21 protein-coding genes and 2 pseudogenes are annotated in these 21,865 nt (G+C 50.6%); 11 read left to right on the top strand and 12 right to left on the bottom strand.

The genetic code is table 11. The features are described from left to right. Positions 1 to 147: 147 nt before the first annotated feature. The 3 genes from K3T83_RS54455 to K3T83_RS54445 all read left to right on the top strand — a co-directional run bounded on the left by K3T83_RS54455 (position 148) and on the right by K3T83_RS54445 (position 2,739). Complete coding sequence (locus K3T83_RS54455; protein WP_220211503.1) at positions 148 to 285, top strand: hypothetical protein; 138 nt, start codon at positions 148 to 150, stop codon at positions 283 to 285. Positions 286 to 669: 384 nt separating this feature from the next. Beyond that, entirely contained in the window at positions 670 to 987 is a 318-nt protein-coding gene (locus K3T83_RS54450) for a hypothetical protein (protein ID WP_220211502.1), read from the top strand. A 336-nt stretch (positions 988 to 1,323) separates the two neighbouring features. Continuing rightward, complete coding sequence (locus K3T83_RS54445) at positions 1,324 to 2,739, top strand: glycosyltransferase (RefSeq protein ID WP_220211501.1); 1,416 nt, start codon at positions 1,324 to 1,326, stop codon at positions 2,737 to 2,739. Positions 2,740 to 2,992: 253 nt separating this feature from the next. Here the strand turns inward: K3T83_RS54445 and K3T83_RS54440 are convergent, their stop codons facing one another. The 7 genes and pseudogenes from K3T83_RS54440 to K3T83_RS54410 all read right to left on the bottom strand — a co-directional run bounded on the left by K3T83_RS54440 (position 2,993) and on the right by K3T83_RS54410 (position 8,996). Next, a complete protein-coding gene (locus tag K3T83_RS54440; RefSeq protein ID WP_220211500.1) occupies positions 2,993 to 3,664 on the bottom strand; it encodes a hypothetical protein in 672 nt (223 codons plus the stop codon). Between the two features lie 617 nt (positions 3,665 to 4,281). Beyond that, complete coding sequence (locus tag K3T83_RS54435; protein WP_220211499.1) at positions 4,282 to 5,091, bottom strand: hypothetical protein; 810 nt, start codon at positions 5,089 to 5,091, stop codon at positions 4,282 to 4,284. 121 nt (positions 5,092 to 5,212) lie between these two features. After that, positions 5,213 to 5,818 (bottom strand): annotated as a pseudogene (locus tag K3T83_RS54430) (phosphoadenosine phosphosulfate reductase domain-containing protein); the annotation flags it as partial. Positions 5,819 to 6,103: 285 nt separating this feature from the next. Continuing rightward, entirely contained in the window at positions 6,104 to 6,874 is a 771-nt protein-coding gene (locus K3T83_RS54425; protein ID WP_220211498.1) for a Csf3-related protein, read from the bottom strand. A gap of 63 nt (positions 6,875 to 6,937) precedes the next feature. Continuing rightward, on the bottom strand, positions 6,938 to 7,903 hold the full coding sequence (locus K3T83_RS54420) for a hypothetical protein (protein ID WP_220211497.1): 966 nt from the start codon (positions 7,901 to 7,903) through the stop codon (positions 6,938 to 6,940). Positions 7,904 to 7,906: 3 nt separating this feature from the next. Further along, a complete protein-coding gene (locus K3T83_RS54415) occupies positions 7,907 to 8,326 on the bottom strand; it encodes a hypothetical protein (RefSeq protein ID WP_220211496.1) in 420 nt (139 codons plus the stop codon). Position 8,327: 1 nt separating this feature from the next. After that, the gene (locus K3T83_RS54410) at positions 8,328 to 8,996 is read right to left on the bottom strand and encodes a hypothetical protein (RefSeq protein WP_220211495.1); all 669 of its coding nucleotides are present in this window, start codon (positions 8,994 to 8,996) and stop codon (positions 8,328 to 8,330) included. A gap of 138 nt (positions 8,997 to 9,134) precedes the next feature. Between K3T83_RS54410 and K3T83_RS54405 the strand changes: the two genes are divergently transcribed. The 6 genes from K3T83_RS54405 to K3T83_RS54380 all read left to right on the top strand — a co-directional run bounded on the left by K3T83_RS54405 (position 9,135) and on the right by K3T83_RS54380 (position 13,791). Continuing rightward, positions 9,135 to 9,575 (top strand): hypothetical protein, encoded by a 441-nt coding sequence (locus tag K3T83_RS54405; RefSeq protein ID WP_220211494.1) that lies wholly within the window; start codon positions 9,135 to 9,137, stop codon positions 9,573 to 9,575. Next, positions 9,572 to 10,609 carry a hypothetical protein gene (locus K3T83_RS54400; protein WP_220211493.1) on the top strand — a complete coding sequence of 346 codons (1,038 nt, stop codon included), beginning with the start codon at positions 9,572 to 9,574 and terminating at the stop codon, positions 10,607 to 10,609. The genes K3T83_RS54405 and K3T83_RS54400 overlap by 4 nt, the downstream gene beginning before the upstream one ends. Next, a complete protein-coding gene (locus tag K3T83_RS54395; protein ID WP_220211492.1) occupies positions 10,606 to 11,700 on the top strand; it encodes a phosphoadenosine phosphosulfate reductase domain-containing protein in 1,095 nt (364 codons plus the stop codon). Before K3T83_RS54400 ends, K3T83_RS54395 begins: the two co-directional genes overlap by 4 nt. Next, entirely contained in the window at positions 11,682 to 12,146 is a 465-nt protein-coding gene (locus K3T83_RS54390; protein WP_220211491.1) for a GNAT family N-acetyltransferase, read from the top strand. The genes K3T83_RS54395 and K3T83_RS54390 overlap by 19 nt, the downstream gene beginning before the upstream one ends. A gap of 1 nt (position 12,147) precedes the next feature. Beyond that, positions 12,148 to 12,837 (top strand): IbrB-like domain-containing protein, encoded by a 690-nt coding sequence (locus tag K3T83_RS54385; protein WP_236065351.1) that lies wholly within the window; start codon positions 12,148 to 12,150, stop codon positions 12,835 to 12,837. Positions 12,838 to 13,203: 366 nt separating this feature from the next. Beyond that, positions 13,204 to 13,791, top strand: coding sequence for a hypothetical protein (locus K3T83_RS54380; protein ID WP_220211490.1), 588 nt, complete (start codon positions 13,204 to 13,206; stop codon positions 13,789 to 13,791). Between the two features lie 751 nt (positions 13,792 to 14,542). Here the strand turns inward: K3T83_RS54380 and K3T83_RS54375 are convergent. Together K3T83_RS54375 and K3T83_RS54370 are read right to left on the bottom strand one after the other, a co-directional pair. Beyond that, positions 14,543 to 14,839 carry a hypothetical protein gene (locus K3T83_RS54375; RefSeq protein ID WP_220211489.1) on the bottom strand — a complete coding sequence of 99 codons (297 nt, stop codon included), beginning with the start codon at positions 14,837 to 14,839 and terminating at the stop codon, positions 14,543 to 14,545. A gap of 185 nt (positions 14,840 to 15,024) precedes the next feature. Further along, positions 15,025 to 17,076 carry an NACHT domain-containing protein gene (locus K3T83_RS54370; protein ID WP_220211488.1) on the bottom strand — a complete coding sequence of 684 codons (2,052 nt, stop codon included), beginning with the start codon at positions 17,074 to 17,076 and terminating at the stop codon, positions 15,025 to 15,027. An 837-nt stretch (positions 17,077 to 17,913) separates the two neighbouring features. Here K3T83_RS54370 and K3T83_RS58830 point away from each other — a divergent pair. Beyond that, positions 17,914 to 18,153, top strand: a pseudogene (locus K3T83_RS58830) (UvrD-helicase domain-containing protein); the annotation flags it as partial. 31 nt (positions 18,154 to 18,184) lie between these two features. Here the strand turns inward: K3T83_RS58830 and K3T83_RS54360 are convergent. From K3T83_RS54360 to K3T83_RS54350, 3 genes are all read right to left on the bottom strand, one after another. After that, positions 18,185 to 19,033: a class I SAM-dependent methyltransferase gene (locus K3T83_RS54360; protein WP_220211486.1), complete on the bottom strand. Its 849-nt coding sequence runs from the start codon at positions 19,031 to 19,033 to the stop codon at positions 18,185 to 18,187. Positions 19,034 to 19,183: 150 nt separating this feature from the next. Then, entirely contained in the window at positions 19,184 to 19,396 is a 213-nt protein-coding gene (locus tag K3T83_RS54355) for a hypothetical protein (protein WP_220211485.1), read from the bottom strand. 121 nt (positions 19,397 to 19,517) lie between these two features. Then, positions 19,518 to 19,946, bottom strand: a complete 429-nt coding sequence (locus K3T83_RS54350) for a single-stranded DNA-binding protein (protein WP_220211484.1) — start codon at positions 19,944 to 19,946, stop codon at positions 19,518 to 19,520. Between the two features lie 391 nt (positions 19,947 to 20,337). Between K3T83_RS54350 and K3T83_RS54345 the strand changes: the two genes are divergently transcribed. Further along, positions 20,338 to 21,753, top strand: coding sequence for a WD40 repeat domain-containing protein (locus tag K3T83_RS54345; RefSeq protein ID WP_220211483.1), 1,416 nt, complete (start codon positions 20,338 to 20,340; stop codon positions 21,751 to 21,753). Positions 21,754 to 21,865: the final 112 nt, after the last annotated feature.

Here is a 21,865-nt window from a genome sequence, read left to right as displayed (position 1 = left end):
CTTGTCTTCATAAGTATTAAAATTTCCCATAATTAGGAGACTAGCTTCGCTCATGTCATCACCTTGTGGTTTCTTTCCACAAAATAGCTCCACTCTCTCGCCCTACATTACACTCTTGCCAAATCCAACCAAAAGGAGGTGAGTCCTATGCCCACTAGACACCGGCGGAAAAAGTCTGGCAAGAAGATCCGGATTGATCCCAACGAGCCAACCATTCAAGTGATCATCCGCTTTCTTGCCATCTTCCTGGCAAGCTTGATCGATCACTGGTTTGATAAGAAATAACCTGGCAACGGTCAGCACATAATGTCAGACCACTTCTGTGCCGATCTTTCACTGGTTATGACCCATCTTGCTGGTCAGAGTGGGTCATAACTTCCCATACAGCATCACTGACCATACACCTCCAACCTTTCAACTAGACAATTCATGTGCTCATTGCTTGCCCATTGATCATGCTTCTTCTAAAGGTGCACAAGGAGACATGCACGGGCTGCGTCCAGCCCTCCGACCTCTGGTTAGCACAAAGAGGAACACTCACAGGGGAAATTACTTGGATGGACCCACAGCTCTCTCCTCACTACTCCAGCAGCTACTCTCTTCGTGACAACCTGGTTTCCACCTGCTATGATAGAAGAGAGATTCCGCCACGACAGAAGGAGCAGCAGCATGCATACCCGAGAGCGCCAGGAACAAGTCCGACTCCGTTTGCCACTCTCAGCCCGTGCCATCCAGAAGGCAATCACGGCCTTCTGTGAGCAGTTCCGTGTCCCCACCTGTTCCCTCTACGTCCAGGGTCATGTCACTATCATTACTGGCGAATTATGCCTCATCCCCACCTGGCTGCCCGTGGTCCGTCCCGATCCCGAACTGGATCTCTTGGGCATCGGCGATCCTGACCTGGGCGAGTATGATGATGAAGCGCTCCTCTGGATCGCTCCCACCTCTGCTGCCCATCTCCTCCTCTCCACGACGAAACTTCTGTAATCATTGCGGCGATCTCTCTTCCTCTTCATACTTGCCCATCAACTTGGACCTGTGAAGACCTCTGTGATAAATTTTTATCTGGGGAGTAGTCACCGTCATTTTACTGTCTCTTTCCACCTGACGCTTACCTGGCAACGACTGGGTCATCCCCTGCGTTCCCAACAGCCGTACTCCTGGCGACATACGATCATCACGTCTTCCCTGCTCCTCTCCTCCTGCCGATAACAATGAGAAGAGGAGTAACATACTCCTCGCCGTTTGCTTGAGATGCTCATCCCGCTTGTCTCGACAAAAAGGAGAGCATCTCAGGCTTCGCTTCGTGAAAGGAAACGAATAGTGACGTTACTTTCCGCATTTCCCATTGGGCCACGCAGCATTGGGAAAGAGATCGGCCCGCATCACCTTCTGCTTTCTGAACTGACCATTATTGTCCCAGTTAACAACAATCCGCAGGGGGTTGAACGGCTACTCTCCACCTGTATGTTGCTGTTTTCCCCAGAGGAGCACCCAGCAGCGATTCTCATCGTTGATAACCTGTCGTCGCCTCCACTTGCCTTCTCACACGCCTACCGCACCTGGGGCTTACCAATCCACCTACTCATCTGCACAAAGCCAGGGGCCGCGGCGGCACGCAATCTGGGCGCACGGCACGCCACAACCCCCTGGCTGCTGTTTCTCGATAGCGATTGCATCCCAACAACCAACCTCATCGAGGGCTATCGCCAAGCCCTCGATGGCTCAGTTGCCTATGCTGGATGCGTCCGAGCTAGTGGAGATGATTTCCTGGCTCGCTATTACGAAACCCAGGAGATTTTACGTCCCCTGCCCGTATGGCACAACGAACATGAGCGACCAGCCTACCTCATTACCGCCAATGCGCTTGTCTGGCGACCAGCTTTCTGTGCCATTGGCGGCTTTGATTGTCGCTTTGGGCTGGCGGCCGGCGAGGATATCGATATCGGGCTGCGTCTCTGGGAGCAAGGCCAACTTTCCTTTGCCCCCTCGGCATGCGTCCTCCATACATTTGAGCCAACGATTTCTTCATTCCTTCGCCGCTTCTTCCGTTACGGCAAAGGCAACCGTCTGCTCGCCACACGCTATGTCGCCGATCTGACACCTCGCCCCTTCACTCCCAACCATCCTTCCCTCTGGAATCGAGGGCTGGCACTGCTGCAATTTCTGGCCTTATGGCTCGGGTATCAGATTGGCCGCTTGGATACTGGGAGGAGCGATCCGCCCGCTCCTCCCCACTGGCACACGACCGAGGTACTCCCGCAAGCACCCCTGCAACCTGCTGAACAAAGAACTGGGGTGACGGTCCTAATCGATGGGGATTGTGTCTCTCCCAAATGGATCTCCCAGATCAAACCTCTGCTCTCTGAACTTGGCCCTATTAGCACTGGTTTGGTCTGTAGCCGTGCATCTGCTGCCCCCAGCTGGAAGCAGGCGCAAAGTACCGTGTCCTGGCTCTCCAAAACAATCATAGGCGATGCCGATCATGTTCTGGCTCACCGCGTCGAACGGCTCTTGCAGACCGGAAGCAAACAGGCAATCTGCTTGGTCACCAACGACAAGGATTTTGCCCTCATCGCCAAGCGTATCAGCAGAGCTGGGGTCATTGTCTGGGGTGTAGGCTCGCCCAATGCCTCCTCCTCCTTCCAAAAGGCCTGTCATCGCTTCCTGCCTCTCTCTCCTGCCAGCACGCAGCGAGCAAAAGAGCGAACAGCAGCAGAAGTGAAACCCATCCACTAGTCGTTGGAGATGTGGCAGTTTTCCTCGCCGCTGCATACAGAAAACGAGGGAACCAGAGCGTCCTGGTTCCCTCGTTTTCTCAAGGCACGACAGTTCCACCCTGGTTCATCGTTCTGAAGCGCTCACATCATTCACTAGGCCATATTCTCCCGCACCGCTTTATCTCGCCTTCGATGGCCTTCTCCTCTTCGCGCTTCATCTGTATTTGCCCACTCAGGTCAGTGCCCATCCCGCTTCAATGTTTAGGATAGTCTCAAGCATCGGTGGCTCCTTCTTCTGAATCATTCAAGTGCCGCCCGATCCCCCGCCGTTGGAAGAGTGACGGGTACACCTCGGCAAAAGGAGTATCACGAAACAGAACCTGGCCAGTGATGCTATCAATGACCTCGCAGTTTCCCTCAAAATCGCCATTGACGGTGATCTGGAAGAGGGTATTGACGGTTTCCAGGAGCTGTACTAGATAATTATGCCGCAGAGTCAGCCTCTTGAGCGCTTCTTCCAGAAATTCGGCATGATTCCCGCGTGCTGTTGCCTCTTTCTCCGCTGTCTGCGCACGCAGTTCCAGGTCGCCCAGTTGACTAAAGAGCACCTCCTGCTGCGCCAGCGTCAGACGCGTCCCGCTGCCAATGCGGTAGCCAATATCCTCATAGACGGTGCTATTAGCTTTCGGGGAAGGCGGAACTTCCGTGAGCGGCTCCCAGCGCTGAAAGAATGCCCGGGTTTTCAACTCAGCAAAGAACGTTTCATCATCCTCGCCCCAGGGCTTAGGCGTATTGAGCAAAGCAATCGCCACCGAAGGTCGTTGATAGTGAAATATTGCTCCCGGATAGCGACGCAAGAGGTGTTGAGAAAGCGCCGAGAGCCACTCTTTGTACGCGAAATTTTCCAGGCGCACGGCTTTCACCGCTGCATTTTGTTGTTCCATCGATCTCATCCTTTCACTACAAAGAAGCAATATACGCAGCCATCTGGCCCACATAGGTAGATGCCACGCTCTTCCTCCTTTTCCATACTAACCGAAGAGGCATCTCAGTCGAAATCTCTACTGCGACTAGCTGTAATCACCTCTGTGGCCTGTTCAACATTCATCCACTCCCAGTGGCTGATCAACAGAAAAAAGCCTCGATTGGCTTGACATAGACACCTCCCAGGTGACACAGGCACTGACCACATATTGCTGTTTCTGGCGGAGCTGCTTTCTCCTTCAAAACACTTTCCCCACCTCTCTACAGAGGAAACGCTTTCAAAACATTTCGACATAGCCCGCGATGTTCGCAGGAGGCATGATGTAGATCCAGATATACACTTCCGATTAGTGCCTCAGATCACGCTGCAACTGGAGCCTATCAGCGTTCGTTGCATTTGACAGACAAAATCCAAAGACGTGACGAAAGATATGGATATAGCAGACCGATTTGCGTTTCGCTCGTACAAGAGAAGGCGCCTGGATTATAAGCGAAGGGGAGCGCTCTTGTACGAGACGGGCATCAACTGTTCGCTCCCCATTTTAGACGAACATCGCCTTTCTTTTAGGAAGGATGATTACGCTTCCTGCACGCTTGTCACCTCTTGTATTTTTTGTATCAGGAGCGCCTTCCGCTCTGGTGTCAACCCAATCATGCGCGTACCAGGGTGACCAAATGGATCGTCACTATTGGGTTCAAGAATAGCTGCTGCTTTGCTCCATTGGGGATGGCGGCGCTCTCGCTCATTTAGCTCACGAAGCCTGTATGATCCATTCTCTCGGCCATCGATGATAACATCAATGCTGTTTTTACTCCATACCCGTAACACAAGCGTATGCTTGCCATCCAGGGATTGTAGAAAAAGGCTTCTTCGTGCCTCATCGGCCTCCATCTCCTCTCGCTCTGCGGCTTCGAGAAGGTAGTGCTCTTTCTCAACAGAGGGATAACGGGCAAGCACGGCCTCTACTTGAGCGTAAGACATCGAAGAGAAATGAGTAGAGGCCTCTTCTATAGCGCCATTATCAAAGACAGACAGGAGCCGATAATGCTCTTCATCATCTTCTTCGTCCACCACCACGAGGAATCCCTCCTTGTCACGAGCTGCGAGCATCGTAGCCCTGGCATTTCCATAGCCTTTCGCTGCCATCCAGCCAAGTTTGCTGGCTTCCTGATAGGTGCGAGGTGCTAATCCTGGCTGGCGGGAACGATTTGCTTGTGTAGATGGAGGCGCGGGATGTTCTTCCAAAAATGCGCGTGCAGCCTCTGAGGCTTCTGGCTGAACATGCAGAGTACTATGAGCCAGCCACTCAATATAGCCACGATCAGGAATTTCACTGAGCTTCTTGTTGCGATATGGTCCGAACGTCAGAGTAATATCTTCAGTCATCTTTTCGCCCTTCTGACCTCTTCAACGCAGGGATCCAGTTGCCCTAATGTTTTGCAATATGCTCCTAGACATCTCTGGCGATATCCCTGCACGCTCATCGACCAGAAAACAGCCTCTAGAGTTAGCAAAATGCTCCCACTTCTGGGAAACGTTGTACAAAGGCATGCCAGAGATCAGGATACTCTCGCTTGAGAAAGACAAATCGCCCCCAGCGAGCCTTCGTTTCACCAGCCCAATAGGACACGCGTTGATCGGGAATTGGCATATCCCACATACGATCATACACCCGGTTATAGGGCAGTCCATGAAGAATGATATACGCCCAAATGTCTCTGTAGGCCCAATCGGCGAGTGGTAAGCAGCGCACTACTCCATCTCGCCTGTAGCGATAGATCTTTCCATGAAATTTCACACTCTTTGCGCGTCCTTCATTTTCTTCTGAACGAAGGCCAAGAAACACACCATCATACTGTTTCTCGGCTAGGAGCGCACGTACCGGAGCGTAGACTGTTGCTTCCATCGTATGGCGGTCAATGTTGGGTGCAGTTGGCCCACCACACCGCTCAAACACATCCAGGATCGGCTCGGTCGGCCATTGAATAATGGGATGCATTGGCGCAAGGTAGGATAAGAATTCAGAGCTTTCAGGGAAGGATGCTGCCGCATCAAAGTAAATCGCGGGTATCTCAGGCTGTTGCTCCCAAACCAGATGAGCAGTTACCCAGGAATCTTTCCCGCCGTCACCCTGTTGAGAAGGCTACATACGGGTTATTCATCTCCTCCAAAGCTTCTCGTATAATGACCCGCGCACGTTCAACCTTTCGTTGAAAACTACTTAACTGGCTGTGGAGTTGAAACAGAAGTTGTTGGCTTGCCGGCATAGTATTTAGCATGTCGTTTGTACTCCATTCCCGAAAGTTTCTATGATTCTGAGAGGGCCAAAAGATCAAGTACTACTTTAGATTGGGCATTTATAACGAGAAAGCGGGTATTCCCTGTGTTCACTTCATCATCATACACATGAAACAGCATCCCGTCTCCCTTTTGAGAGACACATTGCCTGATTTGCTGGATGCCATTGTGGTGCGCGAAACGCCCGATGCTCCAGGTCAAATGCCCCTCGTGTCGCCCAATGGAGGGCTGTAGCGCCAGGCAGCGGACGCATGAGTTCCTGTTCTTTCCACTCGGACCAATCTTCTTCCATTGGCTCGACGCTCCAACGCATGACCATCCCATTTCCATAGCTCCTCTTCTTTCCAATCGCCGTGATAGGAGTCAGCAATGTACGTATCTCCTCCAAATTACCATAGGCATACCAGACGATTTTGTCTGTAATGAGCGTTGATAGGGGCATATGATAGGCTTTATACCGTCCATTTTCGATAATGACTTTTTCCACGCGACCGCCAAAATCAACGTGATTGGATAACGCGGGATGCGTATCAAAGCGTTTGTTCCAATATTGTGTTTGTCTGGCGGCCACGACTGTCTGCGCAGACGAGCAAGACCAATACCAGAAAGACTGATCAATGATCCCTTGCCGGGGGTTCATCCAGACATCTCCTGTCTGTAGTTTGCTGACCGCCTCGGGAATTTCCCCTCGCATCTCCAGTGGCAGGCGTGCGAAACAGAGTACCTCTCGTCCGTCGGCATGTGTGTAGAAGTCGTTACCCATGTGACGACGCAACACCTGGTAGGCCAACAAGCCATCGAGCGAGATGTCAGAAGGACGCGCAAGGGCAATAGAACCAGCGAGATATGCAGTGACGCTGAGTGGTTGCATCAATTTCTCCCTCCCGGGAAGAGAGATTGCCAGACATAGGATCATCATGGCAATCCCTCTCTCCTAACTGATCTCCTGAAGTACTTCAAGGATGGCTTTTTTCTGTTCACGCAAATGCTCATTATAGGTCTGACCCAGCGGCATACCAACATCCTGAGCGTTTACATGCGTGTGAGGAGAAATTGACATCCAGTTTTCAAACTGGAGTTCCACCTCTCCGCACCCATGCCGCGATTGTCCACCAATAAACGGCGTTTTTGACCATTCGACAAGCGCCGAAGCAAATGCCTCAAACTCCAGAGGGGTCACATCTTGCAAAGAAATCCAGCAATAAAAGGTGGTTCCGGCGATTAACACCTCCTGTGAATAGCGCATTTGCTGTGCTGTGCCTGGCTTCTCAGCAATCTCTGTTCCATCTTTTGCTCGCTTCACTTTTGGAACTTCGAGGCTTCCTCGTTGCTCCTGGGAAAGATACTTTTGCCAGCGTTCACCTTTCGCATCATCCGTACGAGTAAAACTATGTACGTCGGTCATATCGTAGATACTCGTTTCCGCTTCAGGTAATTTACTATAGTGAGACGGAAGAAAATCTACGAGTTCCTGGCAAACTGGATACCATTTTCCAACCTGCAGTTTGCCTTCGAGAATTTGCCTTCCACACGCTCCACCAAAAACACCAACCAGAGGTATCAGTTCGCGTAGACGGCGGGCCTGACCAATATCGAGACCTCGTCCTGCCTCTTTGCTCAGCGCTCCCCCGCTTGTCAGAAAATGGAAAGCCGCAGGTGATAACACTGGATCCCCCAACTCACGGAGCATATAGCGCATGCCCGTATCGCGTAACTGTCCACGAAAAGCGTTGCCCGAGATGATAGGTACCTCGATGACCCCCCATCCCTTGCTATACACTTTCTCACGCCTGAAGACGCTGGTGGTCCCGCCGGCACTATCACCCAGGTGAGAGACCGCACTCAATGCCCGTGCTAATCCCTCAAAGCGAAAGCTCGTGATTTCTCTTGTTTGCGACATTCGTTATTCCTTTATCCTTTCCTGCTCTTTTTGAATGCGTAACAGCATCACACATATCTGTGGATCACGTCGGAGAGCCGCCAGAATCTCCCCTGGGCTTCCATACTTACCAGCGAGCACGAGTTCAACATGTAGACGTTCAGTCGCATCTCTCCCAATTTCTGCAACCTGCATGCTCATGGCAAGCTTGCTAAGAAAAGCCAACAAGCTGTTTGTCATACGGCTTGCTGCCCCCACGCGCTCTTCAAACTGTGTCCAGATCGTCATGCGGTATTTACTCAGATACTCAGCTTCGATACCATTCCAGACCGCACGCAATAGCGTTGCCGCAATCTGTCTAATTTCAAGTTCACGCGCATACGGCTCTAAGGGCTGTTCCTGGACTCCTTCTTCCAAGGTTCCGTTTCTCTGGTCGGTTACCAAATCATTTGCTCTCTTTCTCTACTATGGTCACATAACTAAGCAATTCAAGTTGTGCCGAGGAGCGCCAGGGGGCAAGTTGGGCGCTCAAAGCTAAAGCCTCCCCAATCTGACCATGTTTGCGGAGCTGCGATGTATGCAGAGTTCCGCTCAAAATTTCTCCTTTCCCATGTCCTAGCGCAAGCAAGCGCATCAACCGCTCGTCAATATAGCGCCAGTCTGCGAGCGAAAAATGGGCCACTTGTTCTTCGATTTGAATAGAAAACAGACGACTCCCTGTCACATTCAGGGGAGCCTGAAGCAAAATGTGCTTCTTTTTGCTGAGAGAAACTACGAGGTAGGCCTGATCCTGCAACCCATGTTGTAGCCAGGAGCAAATATCCTGTTTCATGGTCTCTCGTTGCCAATTGCGCCATGACGTAGGGGTAATTACAAGTGACATCTTGCGAAATTCGGGATGAAGGGCCTGGCTGTCAAAGTACCATTGACAGGCAGCGCAGAGAAAAGACGAAGAGGGAACAGAGGCCAGATAGTGGCTGTTGAATGTGTCGGCCAATCCTTTGGCTACAGTGTGCTGTTCCAAACACGACATGCCACAGAGGTAACACAGCCCAGATCCTTTGGGAGGATCACCAACGGACTGACAGAACAGCCAATAAAGCGAACTATTCATGATGTCCTTTCATACTGTCAACATACTCTTTACTGCAAATTTAACACATCGACACACAAAAGTCAATACTTGTGTCAGACAAATGTCTGATATATAATAAGTCAGACATTTGTCTGATAGAGAGGAAAGGAGAAATGCTTGGCTAATAAAGAGGAAAGATACCGTCGAGATACCGATTGGGGATACGAAGGGCTGCAACGGTTAAATCGTTTAGCTGGACAAGAGAGACGGTCAGGGGCAGAGATTGCACGTCAAGCCCTCGTTGACTACGAGATGGCCCAATCCTATTTTCGAGATGTTGTTCGTGGTGCAACGTTACAGCTTTTTCAGAGGGTTGTGGAGCAGGAAGAAGGACGGTATGGAGATCCAGATCTTGAGGAACCATCACCTGCTGATAAAGCAATGTCGTTCCTCGCTTCGTTGTTACACTCACCCTATGCGGCGATGGGTATTCGCGAAGCCTTTGAGAACGTGCTGCGTCAGAACAGGATGAACCAGTTGGAAATACCCTCTGTTCCATTGGCTGATATACACCCAGTGAATGAGCCGCAAGACATTGATCAGCAAGGTGACGCATGAAGCCAATTTTCTATTCGCGATCAGCTGAGGCTCGTGCCTCCTTTGTGCGCGATTTTGTTAGCCAACACCCGTGTCGAAAGCTGATCTATCTTGCTCCGCGCAAGTTTTTAGGCGATGTCCAACGCAGAATACCGTCTGCTATCTTTCTGGCCTATGAGGATCTGACTAACTCCAACGATATCTTCAACCTGGCTGATGATGAATCTCTCTTGGTCTTCGACCGACCATCAAGATACAAGAACATTACGACAGACACGTGGATACGCCTGAGCCGGGCCGCCGAGCGCTACCAGCAGAAAATCCTGGTGGATATCGTTCCTTTCACAGGAGAGATAAAGTATCTCTATTGCCCGCTGGCACTCATCAGTCGCACCATTCTTGGCTATCAACATTGGTATAGTTATCGAGAAAACAACTTGGAACAGCTCGCTGATGGTTCCATCGTGCGGGCACACGACTATCAAGTGCTCGCACGCAAGCTCGCGCCATATTGTAGCATTGATTATGCAGATTTCCTGGGCAATGCGATCCAGGTCGTAGACTGTCCGCTCACGGCACAGGAAATGAGCGATTACCAGGAGCTGCGTGACCGTCTCATTGAAGCAGCAGAAAAGGCGGGTAAAACATCGATTAGCCCTATTTTCACCCAGCTTGCTGACTGGACAAATATTCGCCAGTCGCGTTATACCAAGCTACGTGATATCTTGTTGCAACGAAACGGGCAAACTATGATCTACACCAACTTGCAACCCCATAATCGCCGCCTCAAAAAAATTTTTACCACAAGTTTGGTGCGCTCATTCTACGATGCAAATGGTGAAGAGGATCAATACGATACGATTATTCTCTTTGAATTACCGATTGTAAATGGTCATTTGTTTTTGGATATCCTCGCCAACGTGCGACCCGATTGTCGCATCTTCTTTTTCAAGAGCAATAGTGGTATTGATGAAGAACTTTATAAGCGCATGGTGACAGAATATCAGAGCATTAATGACTTTGCCCAGCGGTTGTATGAAGAGGTGAGTGCATGAAGAAGGGCGCAAAATTATATCTGCAACAGAATGTGCTGGAGGCTGCCCAGGAGCGTATAGCGTTGCTTTTCGACCGTTTTGAGCAAATTGATGTTGCGGTTTCAGGAGGAAAGGATTCAACAGTCCTCGCGGATCTTTGTCGCAAGGAAGCACTGCGGCGTGGTCGAACAATTGGACTCTTTTTCCTGGATCAGGAAGCAGAGTATCAAAGTACAATCGATCAGATCCGCTACTTAATGACTCTTAAAGGGATCGTTCCGTACTGGTATCAGGTCCCATTGTATATGACAAACGCGGTTTCTCTTGAGGTTGATTTTCTTTATGCATGGGGACCTGAAGAGCCGTGGATGCGCGAGAAAGATTCACTGGCGATCCACACCATTGAGCAAAACTACCCGCAGCGCTTCTACCCTTTCATTGCCTGGAGAGAAAAACAATGGAAGAAGGGGCAAATCTGCTCCGTTGTCGGGCTGCGTGCCGAGGAGAGTTTGAATCGTTTTCGCACGATGATGAAGCATCCAGGATTATACCACGAGGGCGAACCCCTCTACTGGACCTCATCAGGACATACGACTAAAGCGTATCCCCTTTTTGATTGGACCTTTGAAGACGTGTGGCACTATATCGCTGAAGAGAACCTGCGGTATAACCGTGTGTATGATTTCATGCACTGGCGCGGTCACCGTATACAAAATGTCCGAGTCAGCTATCTTGGTCATGAAAACTCCTTTAAATGTCTCCCAGATCTGCACGCATTTGAACCAGAAACGTATCGCAAATTATTGGAGCGAATGCCCGGCATTCATGTTGCGGCAAGGTATGCGAACGAGTCGATGATCTTTCAGGCAAAGAGGCTCCCTCCAGGATTTAGCTCGTGGAGAGCCTACCGAGATTTTCTTCTCGACACGACACCTAGCCAGCATGTCGAACAATTTCGTGCACGTTTTGTCAGGCAAGGGAACGACGAAGAAATCTGCCGACAGCAATGTCGCCAACTTATGATCAACGATTGGGAGTCGAATGCTCCCGTCGTCAAGCCCAAGCAAAAGAAGAATGAGGATACATTCTCAAAATGGAAAGCAATATTATAGAAGAGAGGCAAATCAAGGGTAAGCATTTCACCTTGATTCGGCGCACTCGTAAAGATCCCGACTTTTACTGCCTGATGGGCCGCTTTTTTGGCAGTGAAACAGCAGCAAAGGCTCTCGGCAGGCCGATCTCCGATGGTGAACATCGTTGTTGGTGGCTCATTTTGGATGCTGCTCAGCATCCAATAGCCTGTGGAAGCCTCGAAAAAAAAACCAACAGCTCAGTGGCTGAGCTGAAGAGCACGTGGGTAGAGCCAGAACAGCGCGGTCAGGGACTTTATAATTGGCTGTTTGCGGCTCGGCTCCAGGTGGCGGAACAATTGACTATCAAAAAAATTACGTCTACAACCACAGAGATGAGCAAGCATACGCATGAACGCTATGGTTTTCGGTGTGTTGGCAGGCGTGGCAAATATTATACGTATTGGAAAGAACTGCCGAGGAAATAGGATGACCATAGATGAACTGGAAGAAGGTATTCGAGAACTGACCTCTTTGCCTACCCATAAACGTATCGAGGCAATTAACCGCTTGATGAAAGTGATTGGAGAAGTACATCCGAATTCTGACCCGGTCAGCAGTGTACTCTGGGTACCAGCTGAGATGGTGGTTGCAAACTCATATAACCCCAACACAGTCATGCCGCCGGAGATGCGCCTGCTTTATCTGTCCATCAAAGAGGATGGATACACCCAACCGATTGTCGTCTACTGGAGCGAGGAACGGCAACTGTATATCGTCGTGGATGGCTTCCATCGCAATCGCGTTGGCAAAGAATATTCCGATATTCGCGAACGCACTCACGGCTACCTGCCAATAGTCGTTATCAGCAAATCGATGGCAAAATTGATTGAGGCAACGATACGCCACAATCGGGCAAGAGGCGACCATTCCGTCTTGGGCATGGTCAATGTCATTGCTATGCTGGTAGAGGCCGGTCGTTCCGACGCAGAGATCGGAAAGGAGCTTGGCATGTCTGCGGATGAAGTATGGCGGCTCAAACAAGCATCAGGGAATTCGGCACTTTTTGAGCAACACACAGCAAACATCCCTGCATTGTTCAAAAATCGCACGTATTCCCGGTCATGGAAACCGGCTCCAGATGAGAAGACGGAACAACCGCCACAACGTGAGGAATGATAGCGCGACGGGAGCAGCAAAGACAAGATGATCTCCGTCATGCATCTTCCTGACGAGAATATTTAAGCTGGGAAGAATGGGAAGCGTCTTGCTCATCCAGCAGGTTTACCCCCTCCGCTGGCAAAGCAATGCTGGACGGAGAAGGCCGGGGATCACGTGTGGCAGTATACATGCGCAGCGTCGAACGGGAGCAGCGCAGGCACCTCTCTGAATCCCCCTCCTCACAAGAAAAGACGACAGATCTGACGGAATGAGGGAGGGGAAAACTGGCTTCTATGTATGATTTCGCCTATACGACCAACTCACAGCACGCACACTCTTCTTCGCTCTTTCGAGTGAAGCAATCAACAGAAAGGTCAAACTCATATGAAACTTCGCAGGTCTCCTAATAGCATCGCCATTATCGATTTCGATGGACCAGTGAGTGATACATCTGCTCGCGCCCAGGAGGCGCATCGACGCGTCCAGATGAAGACCCTGGCATTGGAAGAGCCTCCAGCTCCTGACTCGAATGAGTACAAGGCACTCTTTTACAGCACAGATGCTTTTTATGATCCATCTCTGCTCGTTCTTGATCAGTTGCAGCCAGGCACAGACATTGCCATCACACGCCTACAAGAATTGTATACCGATGTCTACATACTAACGTCGCGGCCCGATTTTCTCGCAGAACCAACGGAGCAATGGCTGAGCGCTCATAGCCTTCGGTTCCCTCGCGAGTCCATTCGCTACAAACTCTATGCGCAGGGGGAAGATCAGCGTGAGCAGCGCGTCTCTACGGCTGTCTGGAAAGCTATTATCGTCCACCAGGCTGCTGTATGGTACGACCACATCCTTTTCATTGACGATGACGTGAAAAATCGTGCGGAGGTCGCAGCACACCAACTGTCAAATGTCGAGATCAAAGAGAGTCTGGCCGACTATATCTTTGATGATAGTCCAATTATCCTCTAGTGAATCTAGAGGATTGGCAAAAACAGGGGCAGTAAGAAAGCCGTAATGAGCTACTGCGTAGCGCTAGAGATGTTTGCAGAGAGAGATATTGTCTGATTTGTCCACTTCTCGAATACATGAAACCATCTTACAAGGCAAAATAGTAGTGGACAAATCAGACAATATCTCTATAGATATACAGGAGATGAACTTCCCATTAATGCAGAAATTATCGAAATCGAGGCAAAACGGATTACCATCAAGTTCGCTAGTCCCCAGAACTACCATACTATTGTACGCGTACTGCGCTATGCTCGTAAACGAGTGCGTCTGATCGATCTGCCAGATCCTAAACCAGGCGCACCGACCGGCAACCAAAACGCAGCGCAGCATGAGCAAAAAAGGATTGGCCTCACCATTTCGCTGTCAGGTCGGCGTCTTCATGGTGTCCTCCAGCAATTAGAAAAAGAAGGAAGGCCACACACACGACGAGAGATTCGTGAGCTTGGGTATCGCGCTCTTGACGCGTATCTCGGTGAACAATAGCAGCTTGGAAGTGCACACGGCTTGAGCACATCATATGGACTATTGCCAATGAGGAACTAACGGCCATTGAGCATGTGAAATAGATGTTTTCTCAGCAGTGTTAGCACAAACACAGACCTGCAACACTGCTGTAATGCGGATTTCAGATCGCTTCTTTTCAGAAAAGCATTGAGCTGATCCATTTGTCTTCCTGCGACATGGCAACATGTTCCATCAACAGCCTCACCTAGCTCTTCACGCTGCGTTCGCCTTTTGCCCAGGACAACACTTCTTGATAGACATCAGCCTGCTGTTTATAAACCGTATGCAGGGTGCTTCCTTGTGCACGCGACCGCTCAATACTCCTCTTATGCACCCTGATCCACAGATCCAGATCATGCGCCAACTGCTCCAGCGTGATCTTTGAACGCTCCTCCACATAAGAAGCTACATAGCCATAGGCTTGGGCTTCATCTGAGTGCCGCTCTTCTTCGTTACTGCGAGATCGGCACACGGTCGCGATGTCGCTCACCGTCATCCCCATCTGGATGCTTCTCCCTCTCAAATTGAGTATCTGCTCTCATCGTACCACATCCAACTCCCTTCGCAGCGTCTCTCGTCTGTCAAGTACCTATTGAGAGCTATATCGCCGCATTGACCATCTCCCCTCATCTTCCGAGCGATCTATTCAGGCCAGATTACTGATACGTTCCTCATTTCTACCATGTTTTACTCGTTATTCCTGCTTTCAGGAACCACCCGAAACGAAGCGCGCACATCGAGAGCAGCAAAATAGTCGAGGAAAAGAGGATGAATAAAGCTATACCCTCCTCCAACTCGGCGAAGCAAGATGTGGTCAGTGGCATCTTCAAGAAATCGTGAGTAGTTCCAGGGCGTGTCATTGCTCAAACAAAGAACCCAACGTAAACAGACATGCTTAATACAGGTCAAACCACCGTTCACAAGTCCGAGCAACACCCCGCAGATCGGGCCTCCTAGCAGAAAACTCATCAGCCACACCAGCACTTCAGAGGCAATCCCATAAGCCATACCTAGCGCAAGTTCCATGATAAACGTCGATAACATGCCAATAATCAGCCCAAGAAGCAGTTCAATTGAGAACAGGTGGTATTGCGGACGTATTGAGGAACTGAAAAAACTTCCACCCCACCGATCATACACCCCTATCAACAAGCCAAGCAGGCTCCCAAACAGCAGACCAGTGAGTGCTGCTGCTGGTAATGCTCCAAGTAAGGTCGCCACATGCCAGAGCGGCCATGTTCGCACCATGTCGGTGGCGAGTATGGCAACCAACATGGAATAGAAACCGACACACCCTGCGCTCAACAAGAACAAGCGCACACTATTCATCATTGATTTCCATATTCCATGATTGGGTTTGAGATAGGTACGATCACGAAGTTTTCCTTCCTCGAAGCCAGCCCGTAGCCCATTAATCGCGATATTATTCAACAGCGCCAAAAACCCAATCAGGCATCCCACATTGAAGCCAAAACGCCCGTCACCAAACAACCCAACAGCAATTAATCCTGTCATGACCCCAACAAATAGTCCACTACAGACAATAACGAAGAGGACTTCCATTTTTCTTACCCGCTGCCACATCTTTCCCCAGGACCACATGAGAATCTCGGTTGGTCTGATTTCTATCTCTTCTCGGCTCAAGAATCCGAACAATATCCCGAAACTCAGCCCAGTAAGTACCCCAAAATAGCACCCGCTTTGTATTCCAAAGCTCAAACCCGTAAGAAGCCCTGTAATTAGCCCATACAGAAAGCCTGTTGTCGCCCCTAAAATCCCATTGCAAAAAAAACCAAAAAAAAGAAGTCGATACAGGAGACGTTGCCATCGCATTTCTAACCAATCAGGTTGCATCTCTTCCATCAAAAAAACGCTTTGATTACGAGTGCTCATCTTTTTTGCTAAGCAACAGAGCCACCGAAGCATTTGATCCGGTCCATAGGCTCTATAACCGCGTACGCCCTCCAGCATGCGTTGGACATACTGAGCGAAGATCTCTTGCTGCTGTTCTTGCAATGTTCCTCGATGGGGAAGATCTTTCGTTGCTATCCCCTGGTACGCAAGCATAAGGATGTTCAGCATGAGAGGAGTCGTCGCCATTTCTTGAACGACCGCGTTCGTGCGCAGGAGCACGCGAAGCGCTGCGGTTGATTTCCCAACCTCTTTCAAATACGCCAAAACTTGCTTCTGAGTCAGAGACTCAAGAACCAACGTGCTTGGAAGTGCAAGGAGCCGTGGTTGTGTGACATATTCTTGAAGGCGACTACACACCACCACTGGCCCTAAATGGTTCTCACGATAGGCATTAATGGTCTCAATGCACTCAAGTCGCACTGACGCCTTTACCTCATCTAGACCATCAAGAAGCAACAACAGTTGGTGCGTATCAAGCAAGGCACGACTGATCCTATTGGGCACTTGATAGATCTGCTGTAACTGCTCAATGACCCACTGATCCAATGGAAGTTTTTTTCGCACCCAAGATGAAAGGTTTAACATAACTGGAAGAGGGTATTCATCTTCTCCTGCCAGTAATTCATTCGCAAGGGTTAACAACCACATAGTCTTTCCAGCACCAGGTTCTCCTAAGAGCAGGAAATTTCCTCCCACATCCTCATATACTTGACGAATACTCACTCCAAGGGGAAACTCATATGCTTTACTCATCGTTGTTCGGCGGAAGACCTCTTGAACTGAAGAATGAGTGACATCTGTACGCTCGTACAACCGAAGGGTCATCAAAGGAGATCCTTGTAATGAATGGGAGAGACGCCTTTTATATTCGCGTGCGAAAAAGCGGGTGAGAATTTCCCGCTTCTGGGGAGTGAACGCTTCTGCTTGCCTTCTCTGTGAGAGAAATCGAGCATTCAATATCCCTACAACAAGAGTAAGAACAAGAAGAAGACAACTGAGAATAATCACGGTCAGGAGATGATCTCCTATCCATCCCATTGGAGTATCAGGAGCAAAATTTGTTGACGAGGTAAGACGTGTAGAAAGAAGATTGACCATCAGCCCCCCCACGAACGTCATCCAAAAAAAACAGAGTCCTTTCCACAGCCCTTGACAAAGAGCCATCACAAAAGGGCGTGAAAACATATTTGCACGAAAAAAAGGTGGTGCCATTTCTTGCTCTCAAGTGATGCAACATCGAACCATTGACATTTTTCAATGAGAATATCTCTTCCTCAAGCATAACATAATGATATCTCTTTCTACAACCAATCACTTAAAAGAGAGAGAAAGATAGGAAGGGACAGCAGCGCATGCGACAAGCAACTTTATGCATACTCATGCGTAGATAGAAGAAGGAACTGATCATTGCATAGACGGTCTTTTTTCGACAGGCACGCCTCGTATTGCGTTCGTTTTTCACAAGCGGGAAGCTCGTGACGCTGGAGGAAATAGTTGAAAAAGACAAAGCAGAACTCCCACATCATTCCTCTCCCCCTCTTTGATACAAATAGCCCCGGCCACACAACCCAGAACCATCCCACGCCATTCTCTCTTGTTGACGGGGAAGAAGGCATCATTCAACCACTCGTCGATCCTCGACATACTCCAGTCTATCAGGAGATGACGCCTCCTCTTCTCCTCGCACATCTCAATGATCCACAGCGCCGGGCCGTAACCACGACACAGATACCTCTCCTCATTGTCGCCGGGCCAGGGAGCGGTAAGACTCGTGTCATTACTCATCGCATTGCCTACCTCATTCAACAAGAACACGTTCCTCCAAAACATCTTCTCGCGATGACTTTCACCAATAGGGCGGCTGTAGAGATGAAAGAACGACTGGAGCGCATGGTTGGTCAGCATACACGGTGCTTCGCGCTTCTCTTTTCTGCTAAATAGGAAGCGACTTTGTTCCCCATATGCTCATAGAGGGCCAGACGCCCCGAAACGTCTTGAGGTGCATCTCAATAAGAAACTGTTGATAGAGGCGATCAAATTCCTCGGGAGTTGCTATTCCAGCATTGACTATTGGCAATCGTAGTGCTTTGAAGCCGATATCGAAATTATGAAAAAGATCGACCCATGCCTCTGAATCTGCTGAGAAATCCACCACATGCATGCGACTCTGAATATTTTTACAGCCAACGGTGCGCAGGAAGCCTCCTAACATGTGGGTAATGCCCGACGAACGACCATCGGGAGAGAAACCATAGCCACGAGCCTGACTGAACTGATAATATTTCCGGCATAAATTTGCCAGAGCCTGACTGCTGGACAATGCCGCAAAATCGGCTTCGATTAAGCGGATTAGCCCTCCTGGTTTGGTAATGCGGTAACATTCGTGCAGAACATCCACCCACTTCTCTCGGTGTACAACTCCTACGAGAAATCTCGCATTGACGAGATCAAAGCTGTTATCGCTGAAGTCCAGCGGATCCAGGATACTCATCACGCCAAAAGAGGCATTGCGTAACTGCTGTGTCCGTGCTCGTGCATTCGCGTAGTCGATCATCATATGGCTAACATCGATGCCCGCGACCTCCATCTCAGGATGCGCAAAAGCGGCATCAAGTACCCAGCCACCCGGACCACAACACAGATCGAGCACCTGAGCCGTTTCTGTTAGTTCAGGCAATCCTGCCAGTGGTCCGCCCATCGCTTGCGTGCTCACCCTATCGAGATGAATCAGGCGAGCCATCTCCGCCCCATCTTCTGGGTCCAGTATGTACGTGTTGGTCATGACTTGCTTCCTTATTCTGCCACCAAACAACCTTGCAGGAAATACATCCACTCTTCTTCGTCAGTTCAAATACTGTAAGCTTGCGTTCTGTATGAAGGAATCCTGGCTCAGCCATTATAACAAAATCTGTTCTATGCGCATAGCGTTTGCCTACCATTCACGATGAGTGCTTATGCTAGCATCACAGACACCATGGCTTCTCCCCTCTCCACGCACACCGCTCTTGACACGTCCTGCAAGCAAATGCCAATGGCACTTTTTCCGTTTGATACGTGACGACGCTGACTCACCGGCCTCCCCACGCGGCGTGCCAACACGCAAAATAATGCCGTGCCATGTGACCGATTGTGCCGCTGCTCTCATGACACCTCCAATGACGAGTGCTCGGCTCTAAATGAGCCGAGCACTCCTACCTGAAAGATGGACGACCGATCCAGTCATCTCCTTCCTCTACCGGCCGCACGTCCTCACAGACAGTTACAACCTACGACGCCTTCTCAAGAGGGCCATCATCATTCTCCTCATCCACGGTATCAAGAGGCAGCTCCTGCTGCTTCACTCCAATCGTTTCCTCCTCCTCCTGCGTTTTCTCTCTAGGGGTCAGAATCTCCAGATCAGTCACGACCACCTCAACAGCGACCCGTTGGACGTTGCTCTGATCCGTATAGTGGCGCAACTGAAGCCGTCCCTCCACCCACACTTTCATCCCCTTTTTCACAAAATCGTCACAGATCTCAGCGTACCGATCCCATGCGACAACGGTGTACCAATCCGTCTCTGTTCTGCTCGCCCCATCGGCTTGCTTACTCGAACGATTGACGGCAAGGGTAAAATTGGTCACCAACCTTCCATCCGCCGTCATTCGCATCTGCGGATCTCTCCCGACATAGCCTGATACGAGTGCTTTATGCATTCTTCTCCTTTCTTTTGCGATGGGCATTCCGAGACCTCTGCCTCGGTCTTCACTCCAACCCATCCACCGCAGCATACTCACCGACGATAGGAACAAGCTGGGAACAGCATGGGAAGAACATGGGTCGCTTGCAGCAAGCACAGAAGACACACCTGGAGCAGCCAGGTCATCCTCTCTTCGCATCTCCTGGCTGAAAGCGTAGAGTTCTCGAAGCGCTGGGCTTGTGTCGTCCGCGTCCTCTTCCGTTCGACAGCTCCCTAAGCAACTCATCCTTGCCATGTTTACCCGCGTTGCTCCCAGCTTCTTCCCGTGTTGCCCCCAGCTTGGATGGCTACACTATAGATACCTTCTTCTCCTGGAAAGATGCATTTGAGTAGAGAGATGAGATGCCATGAACACGATGTGGAAAATTACACTGATCATCGAAGCAGCGGGGGTACGCCCGCAAACCAAAATCGAGGTTGAGGCGTCCACGTCGGTTGGCACGTGCGTCGCCTCCTTAGTCGAACAGTTCGGATATCCGAAGGTAGATGCGACTGGCCGCCCAATGACGTATCACCTGCGACCTGTAGGAAGTCAGCAGCCATTGGCAAACACGGCACCGCTCAGTGAGCGTCGTATTCACTCTGAGATGCATGTTGTTCTCGAAGCGGAGGGGACAAGTACTGTAACGATTCCTCTGTGCACACCTCTTACGCTCCCAATTCCACGGGCGAGGCGATGGAACCGAAGATCGTTCATCACATTAACACTCGTTGGTTGCTCTGTCGCAGGTCTGGGCATGGGGGCTGTTGCCGCTTTTGCTCAGCGCTCCCTTCGTGGAACTGGGACATCCATCACCCCAACACCGCGCCCCGCGACGATACCACAAGGCGTGACCTTGCAACACACCTTTGCTGGACATCAACAACACACGGTAAGAGTGGTTGGGTGGTCGCCAGATGGGACGCTCCTCGCTTCTGGTGGTGATGATGCTCAGGTTCTCATCTGGCGGCCAACTGGCAGCATACAACAGCGCATTGCCCATCCAGCGCCAGTGCAAGCACTCGCCTGGTCTCCCGAAAGCCTGCGGGTGATGACTGGTGCCGGCACACAAGTTGCATTTTTCCAGGCACTCACAGGAACCCGCTTAGCCCGCTCGACGCAGCGACATACGAGCCTCATCACAAGTGTCGCCTGGACGCCGAACAAGCAGATGCAGGCAGTTTCTGGTGGAAGCGATCATCACGTCGTCGTGTGGGAAACCACCACATATCAGGCACAAACAGTTTTCGTGAGGCATACTGCTCCCATTGAAGCAGTATCGTGGGCGGCCGATGGGCAAGTTGTCGCTTCCGCTTCGCAGGGAGGCGTCATACGCGTGTGGGATGCTGAGAATGCACAGGAAATCCACGGCTTCTATCAGGATGCCCAGATCCCGATGCAGGCGTGCGCTTTTGCGCCAACAGGTTCCTCTCTCGCCGTCGGCGGACATGATGGGGTGGTTCGCCTGTGGAATGGATTTGTTTGCCAGCACGCCCTCCCAGGCAATGATGGTCTGACCTGTCAGGACACGCCGCTCCGCCTCACCAGCACAACGAATACGCCGATCCGCGCTCTTGCCTGGTCACGCGATGCACGCTATCTCGCGGCAGGCACGGACAATGGAACCCTCACTGTGTGGAATCCTCTGAAGAGCCAGGCTCCGCTGTTTACCGCCACCGTTGCCGAAGGACACACCATTCACAGCCTCTCCTGGTCTGCCGATAACCAGCGTCTGGCCATCGCAGCAGGCACGACGGTCGGCATTTGGAGCCTGCTCACGTGAACAATGGCATCCGTCCGATACGCTGCTGGAGATCCACAAACACCAGCAAGAGAGAATCGCCAAGAGAAGCATACGCCTCCTGCGATAGCAGTTCCTCATTCAATAAAGCAAC

It is taken from the genome of Reticulibacter mediterranei (genome assembly GCF_016587455.1).
Note: the sequence above shows the minus strand (reverse complement) of the source record. Positions and strands in the feature narration are given on the sequence as shown.